The following is a 20,298-nucleotide window of genomic DNA, read 5'->3' as shown; positions in this document are numbered from 1 at the left end:
ATGGAATTAAAGAAATATAAACCTTCAGACGAGCTCGAAATATTAGAACTATTTTCTTTGGCTTTTGGAAAAAACATGACAAAGGAATTTTGGGAATGGAGGTATTTAAATAATCCCACTCTTAAAGAACCTCTAATTAATTTGATGTGGGACATGGATAAGTTAGTGGGGCATTATGCAGTTTCTCCTGTTATATTAAATATCAAGGAGGAAAAAGTATTAACCTCTTTATCGATGACCACCATGACGCATCCAGATTATGGTGGGAAGGGGATTTTTACTGACTTAGCAGAAAATTTATATCACGATATTTACAAGAATAATGGTATACAGGCTGTCTGGGGCTTTCCTAACTTAAATTCACATTATGGATTAATAAAAAGATTGAAATGGAATGATGTGAGCCTTGTGCATTCTTTAAGACTTTTTAGTGAGGTATTTAATAAATATGATAAGGTAAATTACCGTACTGCTTATGATTTTTCAGCGCAACATGCTGCAAAAATAAAAGAGAATAATAAAGGAGAAATTTCGGTTCATAAGGATGCTAATTATTTAAATTGGAGGTATAGAGATCATCCAGATAATGAGTATCATATTATAGAATTGGCGGATGCTGATCATTTAGAATTTGTAGTAATAAAAATTATTGATTCATTTGATTCTGCTGGCACTAAAGAAGTAGATATACTTGAGCATGGTTATGATGCAAATCCTGAGGTTATTAATGAAGTAATCTCAGCAGTTTTAAGTTTTCTTTCGGATAAAGGAGAAACTATCATTTCTTTGAATACCTGGATGCCAATATTTGACCCAAGACATAAATTATTGGAGCGGAATAAATTTAGACCAGAAAAACCTCTCACTTTTATGGGCTATCGTGCATTCTCTGAAAAATGTGAAGTCTTAAAGTATTTTAATTCATGGGACTTAACCATGGGAGATTCCGATGTTTTTTAAATGATGAAGAAGCGAAAAATTATTGCCGTAACGGGTGCTCGTTCTGAATATGATTTAATGTTTAGTATTTATGAAAAACTAAACCAAAGAGATGATATTGATTTTAGTATCATTATTACGGGGCCGCATTTATCAGAGAAATATGGACTGACGGCTGAATATATTGAAAGAGATCATTTCAGGATTTCTGAAAAAATATATAGTTTATTAGATTCAGATCAAAAATTGGCTAGAATTGCCTCTATCGGTAATCAAATTCCTTTGTTAGTGCAGACTTTATCAAGAGAAAAGCCAGATATAGTATTGGTTGCAGGCGATAGAGAAGAAGCGATTTCAGTAAGCATGAGTTGTGCTTTTATGGATATTGCAGTTGCTCATTTTTTTGGCGGAGATATAGCAAAGGACGGAAATATTGATAATTCGGTAAGATATGCAACCAGTAAGTTTGCGCATCTTCATTTTACAACTTTGGAAGAGCACAAGAAAAATTTATTGAAATTAGGAGAGGAAGATTGGAGAATCACGGTGATGGGAAATCCTGCCTTAGATCGATTTTTAGCAATAGAAACTGTTTCAAAAAATGATGTATTAAAGCATTTTGGCATCAGTGAAGATAAAGACTACTGTGTTTTAATTCAGCATTCTATTATTACTGAAGTGGAAGAGCAAAGAAAAAGAATTCTTATTACTTTAGAAGCAATAGCTGAATCCGGATATTTTTGCTTTATCAATTATCCTAATTCTGATGCTGGAAGCTCAGAGATTATAAGAGCATATGATGAGTATATCATGAAATACCCAAAGCAGTTTAAAGTATTCAAAAATTTAGATCGTTTACAGTATGTAAATTTACTTCGAAATGCTGATTTTTTATTGGGCAACTCTAGCTCCGGCCTATTAGAAGCTCCTTCTTTAGGATTAGCTGCTATCAATATTGGAAGCAGGCAAAGGGGAAGAGTACATGGAGATAATGTGATATTTGTTGATAATAATAAAGATCAAATTGTGAAAGCAATAGATTTTGTCAATACAAACGAAGAGTATCTTGCAAAAGTAGCCAAAAAGCAAAATCCTTATGGCGATGGAAATTCAGCAGAAAAAGCAGTTGAAGTGCTAACTTCTGTTGAAATCAATAAGAATTTGATTTATAAAAATATTACCTATTAATGAAGAATGTAATTGTAGTTTCTGCCCATCCTGATGATGAAACTATTGGAGCTGGCGGTACATTATTAAAGCATATAAAAAATGGTGATCAGGTAACTTGGTTGATCGCTACCAATGTGTTTGAAGAACATGGTTTTTCTAAAGAAAGAGTAGATTCGAGGCAAGAGGAAATTAAGAAAGTAGCTAAGGCTTTTGGATTCGAGAAGACATTCCTGTTAGATTATCCGACTATGAGCCTTAGTAGTGCTAGTATTATCAAGATGGTACCTGAGATTTCTGAGGTATTTAATAAAGTTAAACCAGAGGTTATTTATTGTTTAAACCGATCAGATGCCCATTCAGATCATAGAGTTTTGTTTGATGCGGTAATGGCCTGTACTAAATCATTTAGATATCCTTTTATTAAGAAAGTATTACTTTACGAATGCCTTTCTGAAACTGAATTTGCTCCAGCACTTGCTGAAAAGGCTTTTGTTCCTAATTACTTTGTGGACATCAGTGAATTTTGTCATCAAAAAATTGAGATCATGAAAATATTTGATTCAGAATTGGGTGAACATCCTTTTCCCAGATCAGCAAGAAACATTGAAGCATTAGCGACTTACAGAGGGGCCACAGTTGGTGTGGAATACGCTGAAGCTTTTCAAGCCCTTAAAATAATAGATAAGTGAATTATCAAAAGCACCTAGTTGACCAAGATAGTACCATAAAAGAAGCACTTGCAAAATTAGATGTACTGGCTGCAGATGCTATTTTATTTGTGGTTGATCATGAGCAGAAGCTTGTAGGATCATTAACTGATGGTGATGTAAGAAGAGGCTTGCTAAAAGATATGTCAATTCATCAGAAGGTGATTGACTTCATACAACCCAATCCAAAATACATACTCAAATCAAGTTATAATGTAGAGGATTTAGAAAAATTTAGGGCTGCAAATCTAAAAATTATCCCAGTTCTAAATGATGCCCATCAGGTCATCAATGTTATCAATTTTAGATTTCTAAAATCCTATTTGCCCATTGATGCTATTATTATGGCAGGTGGCAAAGGTACTAGGTTAAAGCCTTTAACCAATGACATTCCTAAACCCTTATTAAAAGTAGCGGATAAACCCATAATTGAACATAATATTGATCGTTTAATTACTTACGGAATCGATGATTTTTGGATCTCCATCAATTATCTTGGAAACCAATTGAAAGAGTATTTTAAAGAAGGAGAAAGTAAGGGTGTACAAATTAAATATGTTTCTGAGGAGAAACCTTTAGGTACTATTGGAGCCGCAAGAGCTATAAAAAACTTTCAACATGAAACTGTTTTAGTCACCAATTCCGATATTTTAACAAATCTTGATTATGAAGATTTCTATAAAGATTTCATCCAATCAGGTGCCGATCTGTCGGTAGTCACTATTCCTTATGAAGTCTTAATTCCTTATGCTGTATTGGAAATGGAGAAGGGAAGTGTAAAATCTTTTAAAGAAAAGCCTACTTATACTTATTATTCCAATGGTGGGATTTATTTGATCAAAAGAGAATTGTTGGAATTAATACCTGAAAATGAATTCTACAATGCAACAGATTTAATGGAAGAGCTGATAATTAGAGGGAAAAAAGTGAATTCATATCCGCTCAGAGGCTATTGGTTAGATATTGGTAAACATGAAGATTTCCAGAAAGCCCAAGAAGATTATAAACATATAAAATTTTAATGAAGCCATTAGTAGTGATACCAGCAAGAGGAGGTTCAAAAGGTGTTCCTCGAAAAAATATTAAAGAACTAGGAGGGAAGCCTCTTATTTATTATACGATTGAAGCTGCAAGAGAAGTATTTGAGGATAAATACATAATGGTAAGTACTGATGATGAAGAAATTAAAGAAGTTGTAGAGAGAACTGGACTTAAAGTTCCATTTCTACGACCTCGAGAATTAGCTACTGATGAGGCTGGAACTCAGGAAGTATTGCTACATTCTATTAAGTTTTCAGAAGAAAATGGTTATTACCCTGATACACTGATTTTACTACAGCCCACTTCACCTTTTAGAACAGGGGAACATATTAAGGAAGCTTTATACTTATATCATAATGAATTAGATATGGTGGTTTCTGTAAAGGAAACGAAGTCAAACCCATATTATGTATTGTTTGAAGAAAATGAAGAAGGCTATTTGAGAAAATCGAAGGAAGGTGATTTTACAAGAAGGCAGGATATACCCAAAGTTTGGGAAATTAATGGGGCAATCTATATAATTAATATGGCTAGTTTAAATACGAAAGTATTAACCCAATTAAAACGACTTAAAAAATACCCTATGAATGATATAGCATCAATAGATATTGATAGTGAACTTGATTTTAAATTTGCCAAATTAATTCAAAAACAATTAAGAATTGCTTAAAACACTAATACTAAATACTGTTTCGCAGTATTTTCTGAAAATTCTATTACTTGTCTTAAGCTTTTATACTGTTCCTTTATTTATCAAATTCGCGGGTTATCAGAATTATGGTATTTATCTTTTAGTTCAATCTATTGCAGGTAGCCTAGCTGTACTTAATTTAGGCTTTCCAAAAGGATCTGCCAAGTTCATTGCACAATTTAATGCTCTTGAGGACTACGATAAGCTAAACAGAATTATTAATAATAATTTCGTTTATTATTTTATAATAGGCTTAGTTATTTCTATTTTATTATGGTCTACTAGCATTTTCCAATTAGATCACTGGTTTGATATAAAGGCGCAACAAAGGTCAACTTTTTACAGTTTATTTACCTTCGCTGGTGTTTGGACACTGATTTATTGGCCTGCTACTGTTTCAAGCAATGTACTAATTGGTTTACAAAAAATTCTTTTGGACAATACAATTTCCGCTTTAAGTCAACTTCTAGGCTTCATAGGGGCTATTATATTATTGAAAATGGGTAAGGGGGTGGTGGAAGTTTTTATAGTTCAAAATTCTTTTATTTTAATAGGACTTATAATTAAGTTTATTATTATTAAAAATACTCTTCCATCCTATAAATTTTCTCCAAGATTAGATAAGGACATTTTTAAACTAATATTTGCTTACAGTGGATGGGTTGCTCTTACTAGCATTGCAGGTATTTTATTATTTAACTTGGACAATATAATAATAGGAGCGGTTCTTAGTGTTCAATTAATAAGCGTTTACAAAATTCTAAATACACCTTTTCGAGGAATTGGTACCTTAATCGGAACATTCAACTCGGCAATTATGCCCTACATAAGTCACAAAAATGCAGTACAAAATGAATCGGTCATAAATGATTTTATCTATAACGGTTCAAAGTTATTTAATTCTATCAATGCACTTATAAGTATATCTGCTTTCTTTTTCGTAAAGCCTTTTTTGTATTTATGGGTAGGTGATGAGTATAAAGAGTATTATTGGATAGCTCAATTACTTTGTCTTTTCCAAATAGTATGGAAATCAAACTCTTTTCTCATGCAAATATTCCATGGGATAGGTAAAATTAAGATTATTTCTATAATAACTATAGTATTTGCTATATTAAACGTTCCTATTGGATATTTTGGAGCTAATTATTTCGGCTTGGAAGGTACCGTTTATGCGACAATTATAGTTGCTTTAGCTATACTTCCTTTTCAATATATGTATGCCTTTCCAGTAATTAACGTTGATAAGCTAAAGTATTTAAAGGGGTCTATCTTAAAGGCATTTTTACCATTTGTAGGTTATGCATTAGCTTTGTATCTCTTAAGGGATTATTTATATGCAATCGACTCTTGGCTCTCGCTATTTGGTCACTCTACTATAATTGGTTCTATTGGTATGTTAATAGTAGCTATTTCCAACCGTAGATTAACAATACGTATAATAAAGAAAATTAAAAAAACATGAAAGTAATATTTGTAGAGCTAAGAATGATTCGAAGTAATCTTTATAGGAATTACGATATTGCAGAAATAAAACAAAATGGAAATGAGGTTGAAATTTGGCATGTAGGTAAAATTGTAAATGCCGTTGAAGGTTTTAAATTAGAAATACCAAACTCATTAAAAGGATTAATAAAAATTTTTTATAAGCGAGAAGAACTAGATTTAAGTATTTCAGAACTAACCGGTAGAGTTGTTTTTATCTCTCAACTTGGCCTGCAACGTAAATATCCTTCATTTATAGAACAAATAAGAAAATACGACAATTTTGCCTGGATTGGAAGAATAACAAAGCAGGCACCTACATCTGGATGGTTAAATAATTCAAATATATTTCAATACCTGAAACGTTTTGTGCCAATCAGATACGAGTATGAACCAGATGTATTGTTATTGGCTACTTCCAAAGATGTTTTAAGGCTCAAATTTCCTAATGACCCAAAAAAAATAGTCATACAGCATAGTGAAGACTACAATGAATATATACGACTTATTGAAACTGAGAGACCTATAGATTTCCCAAAGAATTATGTAGTCTTTCTTGATCAAATGATCTGCCATCAACCAGCAGTTCTGGCTTCTCTAGGTGAAAATTTTATCGATAAAGAAAAATATAAAAGGAAATTAATAGGTACACTTTCAGAAATTCAAGAAATTTTACAACTTCCTATTTTAATCGCAGCTCATCCCGAATCTGAAAAATATCCAGAATACTTAGCTAGTTTTCCATTTAAGGTGATTAAAAGTCGTAGTGCTGAACTGGTTAAATTTTCTAAATTAGTGGTTACGCATTATTCTACAGCCATCAATTTTGCTGTTATTTACAAAAAACCTATACTACTTTTGGATTTTCATGAATTTAATAACCACAAGTTAGTCAAGAAAGCAATAAATAATTTTCAGTATACTCTTGATATAACTAAGGTGTTTATAGATGAAAAAATCAATAAAAATGATATCAAGTTGAGCGTAAACGAAGATTGCTATAAGCATTATTTTAAAAAAAATATAAAAGAAGAAGATACAATAGAGGAATTAACATATCCCTATCTTCTAAAACTTTTAGAATGATGAAAGATGAAGTTTTTATTCATATAGGGTTACACAAAACAGCAAGCTCATTTTTGCAGCAGTCTGTATTCAGAGATATCAATATTAATTTTGTACCTATTCCAAGAAGGGAGTATTTCGTTAATGATGAATTTGATTCAAAAAAGGCTTTGAACGAGATTAAAGATCGATGTATTCAATCAAAAAATAGTAACAAGATGCTTATAAGTCAGGAGTACTTTTCTGGAGATATAGAGAACAATAATATAATTAATATAAATAAGGTTGCTGATAGACTCAAGTTTCTATTTCCCAATGCCAAAATTCTGCTTGTTTTGAGACATCAAATAGGTTATTTAGAATCTCTTTATAATTACAGAGTTGTAAATAGAGGTTATGTTTATACGAAGTTTGACCAATTTTTTGAAGAAAGGATTGCTCATAATATTGTAGAAAAGCTTTGTTATAGTTCATTAATAACAACATATCATAATGTTTTTGGTCAGCATAATGTGAAAATTCTACTTTATGAACAATTAATTGAGAATCAAGATGATTTTTTATCTAAAATTTATAAATGGTTGGGTGAGGTACCTAAAATAAAGAAGGATTACCAAAAAATAAATAACGTTCGTAAAAATCCTAAGTTAATAGAAGCGCATAGATTGGTAAATTACCCTTTTAACAAAGTGGTTGATTGTCTACATAGCAATAGAATAATATCAAAGGAACAATTACGAGTGTGGAGAAATTTTTATAGCAATAATAAACATAAAAGCATTACTAATTTTGCTAGTAAATTTATCAGTAATAAAAATACGCAAAAGTATGCTGTTTCTGAAAAATATGTAAAATATTTTAGAGCAGATAATAACTGGATAATGACAAATCTAGGCCTAGACTTGGAGTCTTATGGCTACCCGTTATAGCTTATATATGTCTAATTCTTTTAGCGTTCACATGTTGCTTACAAACATTGTAAAATCTAGAATAATATTGTTTAAATTAATATTGTAAAAATTATTAACGAATGAATAGTTTAGAGATGGACAGGCTCAGGTATGGCAGTAATTCATTTAGAGAGTTTATTAGACGGCCTGGATATAGATTTTGTCATTATTTCCGATGGTCAAAAAAATTTGGTTTAGCACATCCTTTAGGATTTATTAGCAGACTATTACTTAAATCAAGTAAAGTAAAGTATGGTTTTCAAATACCTCATTTTTGTGAAATAGGTGGCGGCCTGTTTCTAGGTCATTTTGGAAACATAGTTATTAATCAGCATGTTAAAATCGGTATAAATTGTAATTTGGCGCAAGGAGTAACAATAGGATATGTTAGTAGAGGTAAGATAAAAGGCTGTCCCACGATTGGTGACAATGTATGGATTGGTGCTAATGCTGTTGTAGTAGGCAATATTAAGATAGGCAATAATGTATTAATTGCACCTTTAAGTTTTGTGAACTTTGATGTACCTGATAATGCTGTGGTAAGTGGGAATCCTGCCAAAATAATTAATTATAAAGGTTCTGTTGGGTATGTAAATAATACCTTAAACTAGTTTTAATGAATATTGCAAATTTTAAAAAATTCATTGCTTACCACACTTTTAATCCTAATAATAATCTTGGAAAACACCTTAAATATTTAAAGTCACAAAAAGTATTAATTACCGTTGATGACGGGCATTTATCCTTCTGCAAAAATGCCTTTCCTTTATTAAAGCAATATCAAATCCCTACTTTTTTATTTATTATCCCTTCACTAATAAATACCGAAATACCATTTTGGTGGGATGAAGTGATGTATTATTTGGGGAATGAAAAAGGATCTAAAGAACTTCAAAGGTTAAAATTGATCCCCAATCAGGAAAGATTGGATTATTTAGAAGAGTTAAGGGATAATTCAGAACTGCCACCATTGAAGCAGCAGCAATTAACAGTTGCTCAATTAAAAGAAATGCAGGAAACGGGGATCATGATTGCCAATCATAGTTTTACGCATCCTATGTTTGATCAATGCACGGAAGAGGAGCTAAGAGATGAGTTGAGAAAGACAAAAGCTTTCTTTGAGAAGTATGATTTAAAAGGCTACGAATATTTTGCTTATCCTAATGGCAATTATAATGAGTTAGCAGAAAAGGTTTTAATAGAAGAAGGAGTGAAGTATGCTTTTTTATTTAATCATCAACTCAATAGGGGTAAGGTAAATCCGATGAGGATTTCTCGCCTAAGCGTGAATGATGATACACCGCTATGGAAGTTTAGGTTTATTTTGAGTGGATGGCATTCAAAGGTTTTACCGTTGAGGAAGAGGTTGTTTAGGTTTTTAAAGAGGTGAGTTTCATTAATTCTATATCATGGTATCGTTAAGTATTAAGCCTTTTACTTTTTCTTTTTTCTTTCCCGAATTAGTCGGGACAGGGATCAAAAGGAAACAAAAAGTCACGAAAAAACAAAGCTGCTTCTCTGGTCCGATGTTTTGTCCTCCAACCCGCCCTCTTCGATCATATTTAACAGGGGTTTGTTAGTTAGTAGCATATCATTTAATTCGGTAAAAACTTGAGTAAAAAACCTTTAAAAGTTCGTATATATACTCGTTTTAGAAACAGCGTAATTCTAAATGCTTTTCTAAATCTTACTCAAAAACCATTAAAACCTAAAAAATGGGTTTTTATATTGGGCTGCTATAATTCTGGTACCACTTTGTTAGCAGAATTGCTAAGTCAACATCCACAATTAACGGTACTGCCTGATGAGGGAGTGATGTTAACGAATCAGCTCAAAAGACCAGAGGATTTTGGCTGGCGTAGAATGTGGTGGAAATGTGCTGAAATGATTAGATCATCAGATTTAAAACTTAATAAAAAAAAAGCTCAAATTGTTAAAGGCCACTGGGCATTCTTTATTCCTAAAACTTCTAGTATTGTAGTTGAAAAATCTATTTCAAATATCTTACGAATTCACTTTTTTCAAAAATATTTTACTGATGCCTATTTTATCCATATCAGAAGAAATCCTTATGCCGTAGCGGAAGGGATTCAGCGTAAAGCCAAACCTATGGGAGCGCAAGCACAGAAATATGGTGTTCAATATCCTTTGGAACTCTGCATTCAGCAATGGGTAGCTTCTCAAACCGTATTTGAAAATGAAAAAGAAAAAATTCAGAATTTATATGAATTATCCTACGAAGACTTTACAGTTGACCCCCAAAAATTAGCTAATCAAATTTGTGATTTCTTAGGAATTAGATACTTCGATCCTAGAATTTTTACACAAAAAATGGAAGTTCACGGAAAATCTATGAAAATTATGAATCAAAATGATAAGAGCTTTCAAAGATTAAGTAAACAGGATTGGGGTCTAATAAATCAAAACGCGGAAAAAGCAATTAAGCACTATGGCTATTACCAGGCAGAAAAGCCTCAGTAAGATATTATTCATTCAAGATTCACTTGGCACAGGGGGAGCGGAGCGTAGTAATGCCAATCTTTGGTACTTTCTAAGAAGCCAAGGAATAGATATTAAAATTTTGGTGTTGGAACATAGAACCGTTGGGATTGAAAAGGAGATACTAGAAGCAGGCTTTGATGTTACTTTTCTGAAAAAAGGAAATCTTATAAAAACGGCAAAAAAAATAGCCGGTCAGATAAAAGCCTTTAATCCTGATTTAGTGCATTCGGTACTATTTAAAGCAACTTTGCGAGCTAGACTGTCAAAATTATTCACCTCTTTTACTTTAGTAGAAAGCTTGGTGAATTGCACATATGATCCCTCCCGATTAAAAGATCAAAACTTATCAGCTTATAAACTAACTGGCTACAGATTATTAGATAAATTTACTGCTCACCTATTCGGAGATTTTTATATTCCAATTACAGAAACAGTTAAAAAGCATTATCAGTCTTATCTAGGTTTAAACGCGAGTAAAATGAATGTCATCTTTAGAGGGCGGAAAGATAATGCTTGTGAGAGGGAAAATGTAAGAACTCAAATAGCTGAAAATGAAAGTCTAAATCCCGATAAAATCTGGCTTCTTCAAGTAGGCCGCCAAGAATTTCAAAAAGGGCATATTCACACACTTAAAGCATTAGCTAGACTTCCAGTTCCGATTAAAAATAAAATCGAACTGCTATTTCTTGGGAGAGAAGGGAACGCCAGCAAAAGCATACAAAATTATTTAAAAGAAACAGATTTAGTCCTTACTCTTCATTTCTTAGGTCATCGTTCAGATGTTGCACAGTTTATGAAAGCTGCTGATATTTTTTTGTTCCCTTCCTTATACGAAGGCTTAGGTGGATCATTAATTGAAGCACAAGCAGCTGAATTACCTATCATCTGTTCAAATATTCCGGTACTAAATGAAGTAGTGGAAAAGAATAAAAATGCTTTGATGTTTGCAGCAGGAAATGAGCAAGAATTTGCCAAAAAAATTCAAGAGTTAATTGAAAACGCTGATCTAAGAAAAGAAATGGGTGAGTATAGTTTTAAAAGGTTTGAAAAGCTATTTCAAATTGATAAAATCCATGAGGAGATGTTGGAATTCTACAAAAGTGTATTGACGGACAAAGTCCGTAGCTAACCAAAAAGACACGAAGTCACAAAGCAATTTTAATTCACTAGACATTAAATGAAAGTATTATTTTGTTGGGCCAGAATTATTTTAACTATCTTTTTTATACTTTCTTAATAAACTTAGTGTCTTTGTGCCTCCCGACTTCTGGTACGGGACAAGTTTTGTGGTTTAATAATAGCTTTAGCTCTCTAAAATATTAGCTTGAAAATTATACAGATCATACAGAAACCCCAGCTACGCGGAGCTGAAATGTTTGCAAGCCAGTTGAGTAATCATCTGCAGGCTCAAGGTCATGAAGTAGTTTTAGTATCATTATTTAAAGGAGCAGGTGAATTGAGGTTTTCAGGCAAACAAATTCATTTAGGTTTAGCAAGCAAGTTGAGATGGTTGGATTTTGCTGGCTTTAAAAGCTTAGCTGCAATCATCAAAAATGAAAAACCTGATATTATCCAAGCCAATGCAGGAGATACTTTAAAATATGCCGTGCTTTCAAAGCTAATGCATGGCTGGCCACAGCCCATTGTCTTCAGAAATGCCTCTATGGTCAGTTTGTATATTAAAAATCCTGTAATTAAAAAGTTAAATGGATTTTTATACCAAAATGTAGAGGGTATTGCTTCTGTAAGTCAACAGTCAAAAAAAGATTTGAATGATTTATTTCCTAATACAGAAAATAAATCAAAAGTAATACCTATTGGTATTGAACCGAAGCTTAGCGAAGGTCCTGACACGAAATCGTCATTGTCGAAGCAAAGCGGAGATCCCGAGAGGAACGAATCGGGAAAAAGAGAACTGTGCATAGTCCATGTTGGAGGCTTTAGTTTTGAGAAAAATCATCAAGGTCTACTCTCTATTTTCAAAAAGCTATTAAAAGAATATCCAAATGCTCAACTTAAATTAGTTGGTGATGGAGTTTTAAGAAAAGAAACTGAACAACTAGTTCAAGATACGGGGATTACTAATTACGTGGAATTCTTAGGTTTTCAATCCGATCCTATGCACTATGTTCGACAAGCGGATGTTTTTGTATTGCCCAGTATCATTGAAGGCTTACCTGGCGTTATTTTAGAGGCTTTTGATTGCCAAATACCTGTTGTGGCTTATAATGTGGGCGGAGTCGGGGAAGTGGTAAAAAATGAACAGACTGGTATTTTGATGAAAAAAGGAGATGAGGAAGGCTTTGTTGAAGCGATCATAGAAACCATTGAGAATCCTGATGCAACTAAAGAAAGAGTCAAAAGAGCTTATGAATTAGTGCAAAAGGATTTTAGGAATGAGGTCATAGCGGAAAAATTCGCTGATTACTATAAAGAGGTTTTAGACAGCCGGAGGCTGTGATGGAACCACAAAACTTGTCCCGTACCAGAAGTCGGGAGGCACAAAGCCACTAAGAATATTAATTAGTAATTAATAATTCAGTTTAAAAATACATAGTTATGCTAAAACCACTTTTTTATTAAAATTTTATTTGTGAAACCTTTGTGTTTCCCTGACTTTGTGGTTCAAAAAAGAGCTTTAGCTCCAAAAATCAATTTAAATGAATTATAGTTTTTTAAAAGGCAAACATATTTTAGTTACAGGCGGAGCGGGCTTTATCGGTCATCATTTGGTTAAGACCATTATTAGAGAAAAACCTGCTAAGCTTTATATCATCGATAATTTATCTACTGGTCTTCAAAGTAATATAGAAGATATTATTGGATTGCCTGAAGTAGCATTTATCAATGAGGATGTTGCCAAACCTTCAACAGTGGAATCTATCACTGATTTAGATTACATTTTCCATTTAGCAGCAGTGGTCAGTGTTCCTAAATCATTTGAGATGCCATTTTTAACGCACCGAACCAATGAAAGTGGTTTTATCAATATGTTGGAATTGGCAAGAAAGCTTAAAGTCAAAAAGCTATGCTATGCCTCATCCTCCGCAGTCTATGGTGAGCAAATGCAAATGCCCATACAAGAAACCGCTACATTAAACCCACAATCCCCTTATGGCTTAAGCAAATTGTTGAATGAGCAGTATGCCAAAGCATTTCAGGAATGGGAGGATATTGAAAGCGTAGGTTTTCGCTTTTTCAATGTTTTCGGTCCCGGACAAAGAGCAGATTCACCTTATTCGGGTGTGATTTCCATTTTCATGGATAGAATGCAAAAAGGAGAACCCATTCAAATCTTCGGAGATGGGGAACAAATCCGTGATTTTGTTTTTGTGGACGATGTAGTGCAAGCTTTGTTGTTAGGAGCCCAATCTGAAATAACCTTTGGATTATATAATGTAGGGAGCGGACAAACGACTTCTCTAAATGAATTGTACGATGTGCTAAAAAATCTAACGAAATACTCTAATGACCCAACATACCAAGAAGCTAGAAAAGGTGACATCAAAAAAAGTGCTGCGGATATAAACCTAATCAAAAACCAACTAAACTACAATCCCAAATTCAATCTTAAAGAAGGATTGGCTAAACTCATCGGGACAGCCTGAGGCTGTATTGAACCACAAAGGCACGAAGGCGCAAAGAAAAATGAGAATTAATGATAATGACAGTATTTACTGTCATTGCTAGGGATGAAGCAATCTCAAGTGTGCTTTAGCTTACAATAGATTGCTTCACCCTATATGGATTCGCAATGACGCTTGGAAATAGCTTTTGTGCTCAAGTTAATAATCCTTAGTGTCACTGCGACTCCCGACTAAAGTGCGGGACTGGTTTTGCGAGATTATTGTTTCAGCTTTAGCTGAATTACTTTGTGCCTTCGTGACTTTGTGGTTATCTACCAGCTTTAGCTGGTTCAGCAGCCCTTTGCCTCCTTACTTTCCTCATTCTTGCCCTAAAAGCCTCCTTTTTCTTATCATCATACATCTGAATGATTACAAAGAGAAATAAAATCATTACCTGGCTTTTCTGCCGGATGGCAATTCCCAAATTGCCTGAAATCTGTGCTAGTGCGATAGAAACGGTGATAAAACTAAAAAAAGCAGTTTTCACGGCAAAATCTCCTTTGATTATATAAGCTATTCCTCCTTTAAATACAAAAGCCAATGTAATTCCCAATAGAAACACATTTTCAAAGGATACGATAATCCCTAACATACCCGGAGCATCAAAAAAGAGGGGCCTAAAAAGAAAAGTAAAGACTTGCTCAGGCAGACTCATAGTAGTAATGTCTATACCGGAAGTAGCTTTTGCTAATTCAGAAGCTCTATGGTCCATATTTAAACCTTCAGTGAATAGGGTGTCTGTTTCTAAGCCCACCATTTTCAAAACATCTTGATAAATAAAGCCTAGCGCAATTGTAGCTACTGCAATCATTATGAACTTCACAGAATAACCTAAACCTTTGGTACTAAAGGTAAAACCAATCAAAGATGAAGCTAGAATTACCAGTAAAATATGTGGTCTAATATGATAGGTAATCAATGCTCCCACCAATAATACCCAATATCTTTTTTTAATATTGTTTAAGCTATAGAAAAGTAATCCAATTCCCAAAAAAATAAAAGAACCTTTCCCAAAGGAACCTGACCAAAAGTGAAGGTTGGGGAGTAGGAAAAATAAATGTAGGAGGTCAAAACCAAATAAGGTGTTTTTAAAAGCAATTCTCTCCCTAAAGAATTTGTAAAAATATATAAATCCTAAAAAACCAAATAAGGCAAATAGAGCCATCATTGCCTCATAAGAGAAGCCTAACCATTTTACAAAAGGATATCCTGTCCATTCTATAAAAGTGGTAGAAGTACCATAAAAGTCCATCCATTCAGGCCCTCTAAAGTTATTTATCACCTTCTCATAGTAAAATTGAGAGTCAGAAGGATTAAACAGTGCATAAGTATAATAAACCAAAGACAAAAACAGATGATACCAAAAAAGCTGCTTGAGAAACTTATTGTCTTTAGTGCTGTGGTTTGGGAGGCCAAATTTATTGAGGCCCTTACGAACTGGCATCAGTCGGTCTATCACCTGCATGGAAATGAAGTAGGAGAGGATAATGATGAAGATGCCGTAGATCATTTTGTAAAAATACTTTCTAATTAAATAGTCAGCAAAGCTTTGCATAATTAATTCAAGACTATGCTTTTCTTACAACGGAAAAAGACTGTATTTTTAACTAATAATTACGAATTAGTAATTAATTAATAAATCACATAATTATAACATCCATCCTTAATTCTCTTCCGATTCTCAGAACAGGTAGATTGGTAAACTTTTGTTTTCTTTTGCCTCTTTTGTGGTTAAAAAAATATCATAGCTTTGCATAATTAGCCGAGATTATTGATTAGAGAGTAGAAAATAGGAAAGTTTTCCATAAAATTAATGTTCAGCAGTTCAATAATTAACTAATTTCTAATTACTCATTACTAATTACCATTTAACCAATTACTTGCACACTTGCCAACATGACAACCAGCAAACCTAAAACAAAAGTCCTTCACATCATTAAATCCCTTGGTAGGGGCGGAGCAGAGATGCTATTACCGGAAACGCTCAAACTACACGATAAAGACCAATTTGAATTTCATTATATCTACTTCCTACCCTGGAAAGATCAGATGGTGGCGGCTTTGGAAGAGGCGGGTGCTAAAGTGAGTTGTTTGCCCGCTAAAAATAATATACAGCTGATGCGACAGATTGATAAAGTCGACCACTATATCAAAAAGCATGACATCAATTTGGTGCATGCCCATTTGCCCTGGGCTGGCTTTTTAGCGCGCTTTTTGCATAAAAGCAATCCGGTGCCTTTGATTTATACCGAACATAATAAGCAGGAACGCTATCATAAAGTGACCTTCTGGCTGAATAAATTAACTTTCAACTGGCAATCGAAAGCCATCGCGGTAAGCGCTGATGTGCATACTTCTATTCAGCAAAATATAAAGCCCAAGGTGCCAGTACAAACGGTTCTAAATGGCGTCAATACCGATTTCTATCAACGACAGACTTTGGATGAGACGGCTTCGGCAGTAGAAGCACTAGCTGATGAATCCAGTGCGATTACTTTTCGAGCAAATGATGCAGAGGCGGTCGAACTGCCTTTTGATAATGGAAAACAAGTTTTGCAAGAGCTAATCAGACAAAAGAGAGATAATCATGAGCTTCAGGTAGTGGGTACCATTGCCGTTTTCCGTTTTCAAAAGCGCTTAGTGGAATGGATAAAGGTATTTCATACGGCTGCCAAAGAAAATCCGAATTTAAGAGGAGTGATAGTGGGGAATGGTCCTTTTGCGGCTCAATTATTGCAATTACGCACTGAGTTGGGTTTAGAAAAGCAGTTATTTTTACCTGGCCTACAGACCAACACCAAAGATTGGTTTTCCATGATGGACATCTTTATGATGAGTTCTCAATTTGAAGGCTTACCCATAGCACTACTGGAGGCCATGAGCATGGAATGTGCGATTTTGTCTACTGATGCGGGTGGAGTAAAAGAGGTAATTCAGGAGGGTAAAAGTGGTTTGTTGGTAGCTGTAAAGGAGTGGGAAAGCTTAGCTAAGAAATTGGAGCATTTAAGAGATAAGGAATTGCGAGCCAAACTAGCAAAAGGAGCTAGAAAGAGAGTGGAAGAGGCTTTTAGTTTGAAACGGATGGTGAGGGAACTTGAAGAGGTTTATTTGGCTACAGCCAAAGGCTGATTTGAACCACGAAGACACGAAGGCACAAAGTTTTTTTAAGACTATAAATAACCATTTATTACTCTTTTTATCCCATTTTTGATTAAGGGAACATTAAAGTTTATCAGCAGTCCTAATTTATTATTGGTAAGTTTTAAATAAGTTAATAACTGAGCTTTATGGATAGGCATAAAAGAATCAACGCATTTTAGTTCGATTATTAACTTATTCTCAATCCATAGGTCAATTCAGTATCCTAATTCAATTTTTTTATTTTTGTAAACAACTGACAAAGCAACTTCTTTCTTAACCTTAATTCCTGCATCTTGTAACTCACTAAATAGACATTCCTGATAAACGTTTTCCAGTAATCCAGCACCTAATTCAGTGTGGACTTGATAAGCTGCATTAACTACAATTTTAGATAATTCATTTTCACTCATTTGATATGGTTTTGGGTTGAAATAGTATAATAATTATACTTTGTTAAAGTAATACAAATAAAAATTAATTAAAAGCAAATAGGATGATCCAGAATGAACTTGTCTTTTTAGTTCTTTTTCTTTGTGCCTTTGTGTCTTTGTGGTTAATTAGCGGCTTAGCCGTCAAAAAATGAACATAAGACCTTCAACTCAATCAGACATTCCAAATATAATCCAGCTGCTTAAAGCCAGTTTGGGTGAATCTATGATGCCAAAATCGGAGGAATACTGGCAATGGAAGCATATTAATAATCCATTTGGAGCATCACCAGTTTGGGTAGCAGAGGAAGCGGGAGAACTGATTGGAGTGCGGGCTTTTATGCAATGGAATTGGGAAAAGGAGGCTAAGATATACAGAGCTATAAGAGCGGTTGATACTGCTACCGATCCTAACCATCAGGGGAAAGGAATTTTCAAGAAGTTGACCTTAGGTTTATTAGAACAATGTGAAGCTGAAGGAATCCATTTAGTATATAATACACCTAATAATCAATCTAAGCCAGGCTATTTAAAAATGGGCTGGGAGGAAGTCGGAAAATTACCAATTCAAATTAGTATAAAGAAACCGATTCGTATTGCCATTGCTAAACTAAAAGGCGATCAAAAAACGGAATTTTTAGAATTGCTGAATCCTCAAGATTACAATTTGGAAAAAGCTCTAATTGATTTTAATTTCAAATTTGAAGCATCATCAGAATGGAACTCTAAATACTCATTAGACTACTTAAAATGGCGCTATCAGCAGATTCCTATTATTCCATATTATGCTCATTTCAATACAAAAGCCTGTGTGATTTTTCGTTTAAAAGCTGGAGGTTTAGGAGTAGAGCTAAGAGTTTGTGATGTATTTGGTGACAAGCATTCTGTGGAACAATTACTGGATGAAATCTACTATCAAAATGATTTTGATTATATGAGCATCAGTGGCTTTGAGTCTGTAAAGCTTCCTGGCATCTTAAAACAAAATAAAAAATTAGGGCCAGATGTGACCATTAGAACTTTAGCGGAAAAGGATCTGGATGAGTTCCGAAATTTTAAAAATTGGTATCCTGCTTTGGGTGACTTGGAGGTCTTTTAACAGCCGAAGGCTGCAGGGTAACCACAAAGACACAGCCTGTCCCGCATTTATCGGGAAAGGCACAAAGAAAAATAATTAGTAATTAATGATTGGTTATTTAATAATTAAGCTCGAATCTCATGCCATCTCCATACTTCATGTTAAATTTATTTATATGGAATCTAATAATTAATTTCACAAATATTTATTATTTGGTATTGAATATCAGAGAGATACAAGTTTTACTCGTGTAATAGCTTAATAGCTCTGTTTAAATATAGTTTTCTTTGTGAAAACCTTAGTGTCTTTGTGCCTTTGTGGTTCAGGTTTCAGCTTTAGCTGATAAATATTTATGTAAATTTGTAGTTATAAAAACTTAGAATTTGAATTCAATTTTCACCATATCACTTGACTTTGAGCTTCACTGGGGTGGCTTTGAAAAATGGCCTCTGGATAAAGCCAAAAAGCAATACTTTCTCAATACTCGAAAGCTTATCCCGCAGTTGTTAGATTTATTTGAGCATTATGAAGTGCATGTGAGCTGGGCTACAGTGGGTTTGCTGATGCATGAAAATAAGAATCAAGTTGAAGCAAATTTTCCTGATAAAAAACCAAGTTATGATCAAAAGCATTTATCCGCTTATCATTTTCTTGAATCTGTTGGTATTGGTGAGAACGAACAAGAAGACCCTTACCATTATGCAGATTCACTAATTAAAGATATTATAAGTCGAAGAGGCCAGGAACTAGCTTCGCATAGCTTTGCCCACTATTATTGTAATGAGAAAGGTCAAACTTTAGCGCAATTTGATGCAGACTGTAAAGCGATTACAAAGGCTTCTGAAAAATATGAGCAAAAGTTAAGATCCCTAGTTTTTCCCCGGAACCAATTCAATGCTGATTATTTAAAAGTATGCAGTGAGAATGGAATTAAAATTATCCGCTCTAATCCAGTGGATTGGTGGTGGGATATTTCCGATGGAGCATTAAATGAAAGCAAATGGAAGCGATTAAATCGTGGTTTAGATGCTTATTTTAATATTGGCGGTAAAACTTCTTATGGTATAAATGCTATTCAGCAAAAAGAAGGCGTGTATTTATTACCGGCTAGTCGATTATTAAGACCTTATAATCCTAAGGAGCTATTCTTAAATAAGAAAAAGATCAATCGTATAAAGAAAGAAATGACGATTGCAGCTCAAAAGGCTGAATTTTATCACTTATGGTGGCATCCTCATAATTTCGGCAATCATTCAGAAGAGAATCTGGATGGATTGAGAGAGATATTGACTCATTTCAGCTTTTTGCAGAAGGAGTACGGTATGAAGAGTTTGAATATGGGGGAGATAGCGGAGAAGTTGGAAGATGGAAGTATATTACAGCCCAAGGCTGATTTGAACCACAAAGGCACAAAGACACAAAGGAATTAGACCAAAATTTGATAAATGTATAGTAATTATAGATTTTGTTAGTCA

The 20,298-nt window shown here is 33.8% G+C and carries 19 protein-coding genes and 1 pseudogene; 18 read left to right on the top strand and 2 right to left on the bottom strand.

Features of this window, described 5'->3' with window-relative positions; all coding sequences use genetic code 11:
• From QYS48_RS15855 to QYS48_RS15790, 14 genes are all read left to right on the top strand, one after another.
• Window positions 1-960 carry a GNAT family N-acetyltransferase gene (locus QYS48_RS15855; RefSeq protein WP_308356780.1) on the top strand — a complete coding sequence of 320 codons (960 nt, stop codon included), beginning with the start codon at window positions 1-3 and terminating at the stop codon, window positions 958-960.
• Entirely contained in the window at window positions 961-2,127 is a 1,167-nt protein-coding gene (neuC, locus tag QYS48_RS15850; RefSeq protein ID WP_308356779.1) for a UDP-N-acetylglucosamine 2-epimerase, read from the top strand.
• The gene (locus QYS48_RS15845) at window positions 2,127-2,798 is read left to right on the top strand and encodes a PIG-L family deacetylase (protein WP_308356777.1); all 672 of its coding nucleotides are present in this window, start codon (window positions 2,127-2,129) and stop codon (window positions 2,796-2,798) included. Before neuC ends, QYS48_RS15845 begins: the two co-directional genes overlap by 1 nt.
• Window positions 2,795-3,838, top strand: a complete 1,044-nt coding sequence (locus QYS48_RS15840) for a nucleotidyltransferase family protein (RefSeq protein ID WP_308356775.1) — start codon at window positions 2,795-2,797, stop codon at window positions 3,836-3,838. Before QYS48_RS15845 ends, QYS48_RS15840 begins: the two co-directional genes overlap by 4 nt.
• On the top strand, window positions 3,838-4,527 hold the full coding sequence (locus QYS48_RS15835; RefSeq protein ID WP_308356774.1) for an acylneuraminate cytidylyltransferase family protein: 690 nt from the start codon (window positions 3,838-3,840) through the stop codon (window positions 4,525-4,527). Before QYS48_RS15840 ends, QYS48_RS15835 begins: the two co-directional genes overlap by 1 nt.
• A complete protein-coding gene (locus QYS48_RS15830; protein WP_308356773.1) occupies window positions 4,520-6,013 on the top strand; it encodes an oligosaccharide flippase family protein in 1,494 nt (497 codons plus the stop codon). The genes QYS48_RS15835 and QYS48_RS15830 overlap by 8 nt, the downstream gene beginning before the upstream one ends.
• Window positions 6,010-7,119 carry a hypothetical protein gene (locus tag QYS48_RS15825; RefSeq protein ID WP_308356772.1) on the top strand — a complete coding sequence of 370 codons (1,110 nt, stop codon included), beginning with the start codon at window positions 6,010-6,012 and terminating at the stop codon, window positions 7,117-7,119. The genes QYS48_RS15830 and QYS48_RS15825 overlap by 4 nt, the downstream gene beginning before the upstream one ends.
• Window positions 7,116-8,027 carry a sulfotransferase gene (locus QYS48_RS15820; protein WP_308356771.1) on the top strand — a complete coding sequence of 304 codons (912 nt, stop codon included), beginning with the start codon at window positions 7,116-7,118 and terminating at the stop codon, window positions 8,025-8,027. Before QYS48_RS15825 ends, QYS48_RS15820 begins: the two co-directional genes overlap by 4 nt.
• Before the next feature lie 101 nt (window positions 8,028-8,128).
• Entirely contained in the window at window positions 8,129-8,659 is a 531-nt protein-coding gene (locus QYS48_RS15815) for a serine O-acetyltransferase (protein WP_302100527.1), read from the top strand.
• Between the two features lie 5 nt (window positions 8,660-8,664).
• Window positions 8,665-9,438: a polysaccharide deacetylase family protein gene (locus QYS48_RS15810; protein ID WP_302100528.1), complete on the top strand. Its 774-nt coding sequence runs from the start codon at window positions 8,665-8,667 to the stop codon at window positions 9,436-9,438.
• Window positions 9,439-9,659: 221 nt separating this feature from the next.
• On the top strand, window positions 9,660-10,529 hold the full coding sequence (locus QYS48_RS15805; protein WP_308356770.1) for a sulfotransferase: 870 nt from the start codon (window positions 9,660-9,662) through the stop codon (window positions 10,527-10,529).
• The gene (locus QYS48_RS15800) at window positions 10,498-11,679 is read left to right on the top strand and encodes a glycosyltransferase family 4 protein (protein WP_308356769.1); all 1,182 of its coding nucleotides are present in this window, start codon (window positions 10,498-10,500) and stop codon (window positions 11,677-11,679) included. The genes QYS48_RS15805 and QYS48_RS15800 overlap by 32 nt, the downstream gene beginning before the upstream one ends.
• 195 nt (window positions 11,680-11,874) lie before the next feature.
• A complete protein-coding gene (locus tag QYS48_RS15795; RefSeq protein ID WP_308356768.1) occupies window positions 11,875-13,011 on the top strand; it encodes a glycosyltransferase in 1,137 nt (378 codons plus the stop codon).
• Between the two features lie 199 nt (window positions 13,012-13,210).
• The gene (locus QYS48_RS15790) at window positions 13,211-14,158 is read left to right on the top strand and encodes an NAD-dependent epimerase/dehydratase family protein (RefSeq protein WP_308356767.1); all 948 of its coding nucleotides are present in this window, start codon (window positions 13,211-13,213) and stop codon (window positions 14,156-14,158) included.
• A 286-nt stretch (window positions 14,159-14,444) separates the two neighbouring features.
• On the opposite strand, the gene QYS48_RS15785 is transcribed toward QYS48_RS15790, so the two are convergent.
• Window positions 14,445-15,458, bottom strand: coding sequence for a hypothetical protein (locus QYS48_RS15785; RefSeq protein WP_308356766.1), 1,014 nt, complete (start codon window positions 15,456-15,458; stop codon window positions 14,445-14,447).
• Between the two features lie 72 nt (window positions 15,459-15,530).
• Between QYS48_RS15785 and QYS48_RS15780 the strand changes: the two genes are divergently transcribed.
• The gene (locus QYS48_RS15780) at window positions 15,531-15,710 is read left to right on the top strand and encodes a hypothetical protein (RefSeq protein ID WP_302100542.1); all 180 of its coding nucleotides are present in this window, start codon (window positions 15,531-15,533) and stop codon (window positions 15,708-15,710) included.
• A 431-nt stretch (window positions 15,711-16,141) separates the two neighbouring features.
• Window positions 16,142-17,305 (top strand): glycosyltransferase, encoded by a 1,164-nt coding sequence (locus QYS48_RS15775; protein ID WP_308356765.1) that lies wholly within the window; start codon window positions 16,142-16,144, stop codon window positions 17,303-17,305.
• Window positions 17,306-17,346: 41 nt separating this feature from the next.
• On the opposite strand, the pseudogene QYS48_RS15770 reads toward QYS48_RS15775, so the two are convergent.
• Window positions 17,347-17,727, bottom strand: a pseudogene (locus QYS48_RS15770) (GxxExxY protein).
• A gap of 169 nt (window positions 17,728-17,896) precedes the next feature.
• Here QYS48_RS15770 and QYS48_RS15765 point away from each other — a divergent pair.
• Window positions 17,897-18,844, top strand: a complete 948-nt coding sequence (locus QYS48_RS15765) for a GNAT family N-acetyltransferase (protein ID WP_308356763.1) — start codon at window positions 17,897-17,899, stop codon at window positions 18,842-18,844.
• A gap of 362 nt (window positions 18,845-19,206) precedes the next feature.
• On the top strand, window positions 19,207-20,253 hold the full coding sequence (locus QYS48_RS15760; RefSeq protein WP_308356762.1) for a polysaccharide deacetylase family protein: 1,047 nt from the start codon (window positions 19,207-19,209) through the stop codon (window positions 20,251-20,253).
• Window positions 20,254-20,298: the final 45 nt, after the last annotated feature.

Origin of the sequence: Marivirga arenosa (genome assembly GCF_030503895.2) — a bacterium.
In the GTDB taxonomy this organism is placed as follows: domain Bacteria; phylum Bacteroidota; class Bacteroidia; order Cytophagales; family Cyclobacteriaceae; genus Marivirga; species Marivirga arenosa.
Note: the sequence above shows the minus strand (reverse complement) of the source record. Positions and strands in the feature narration are given on the sequence as shown.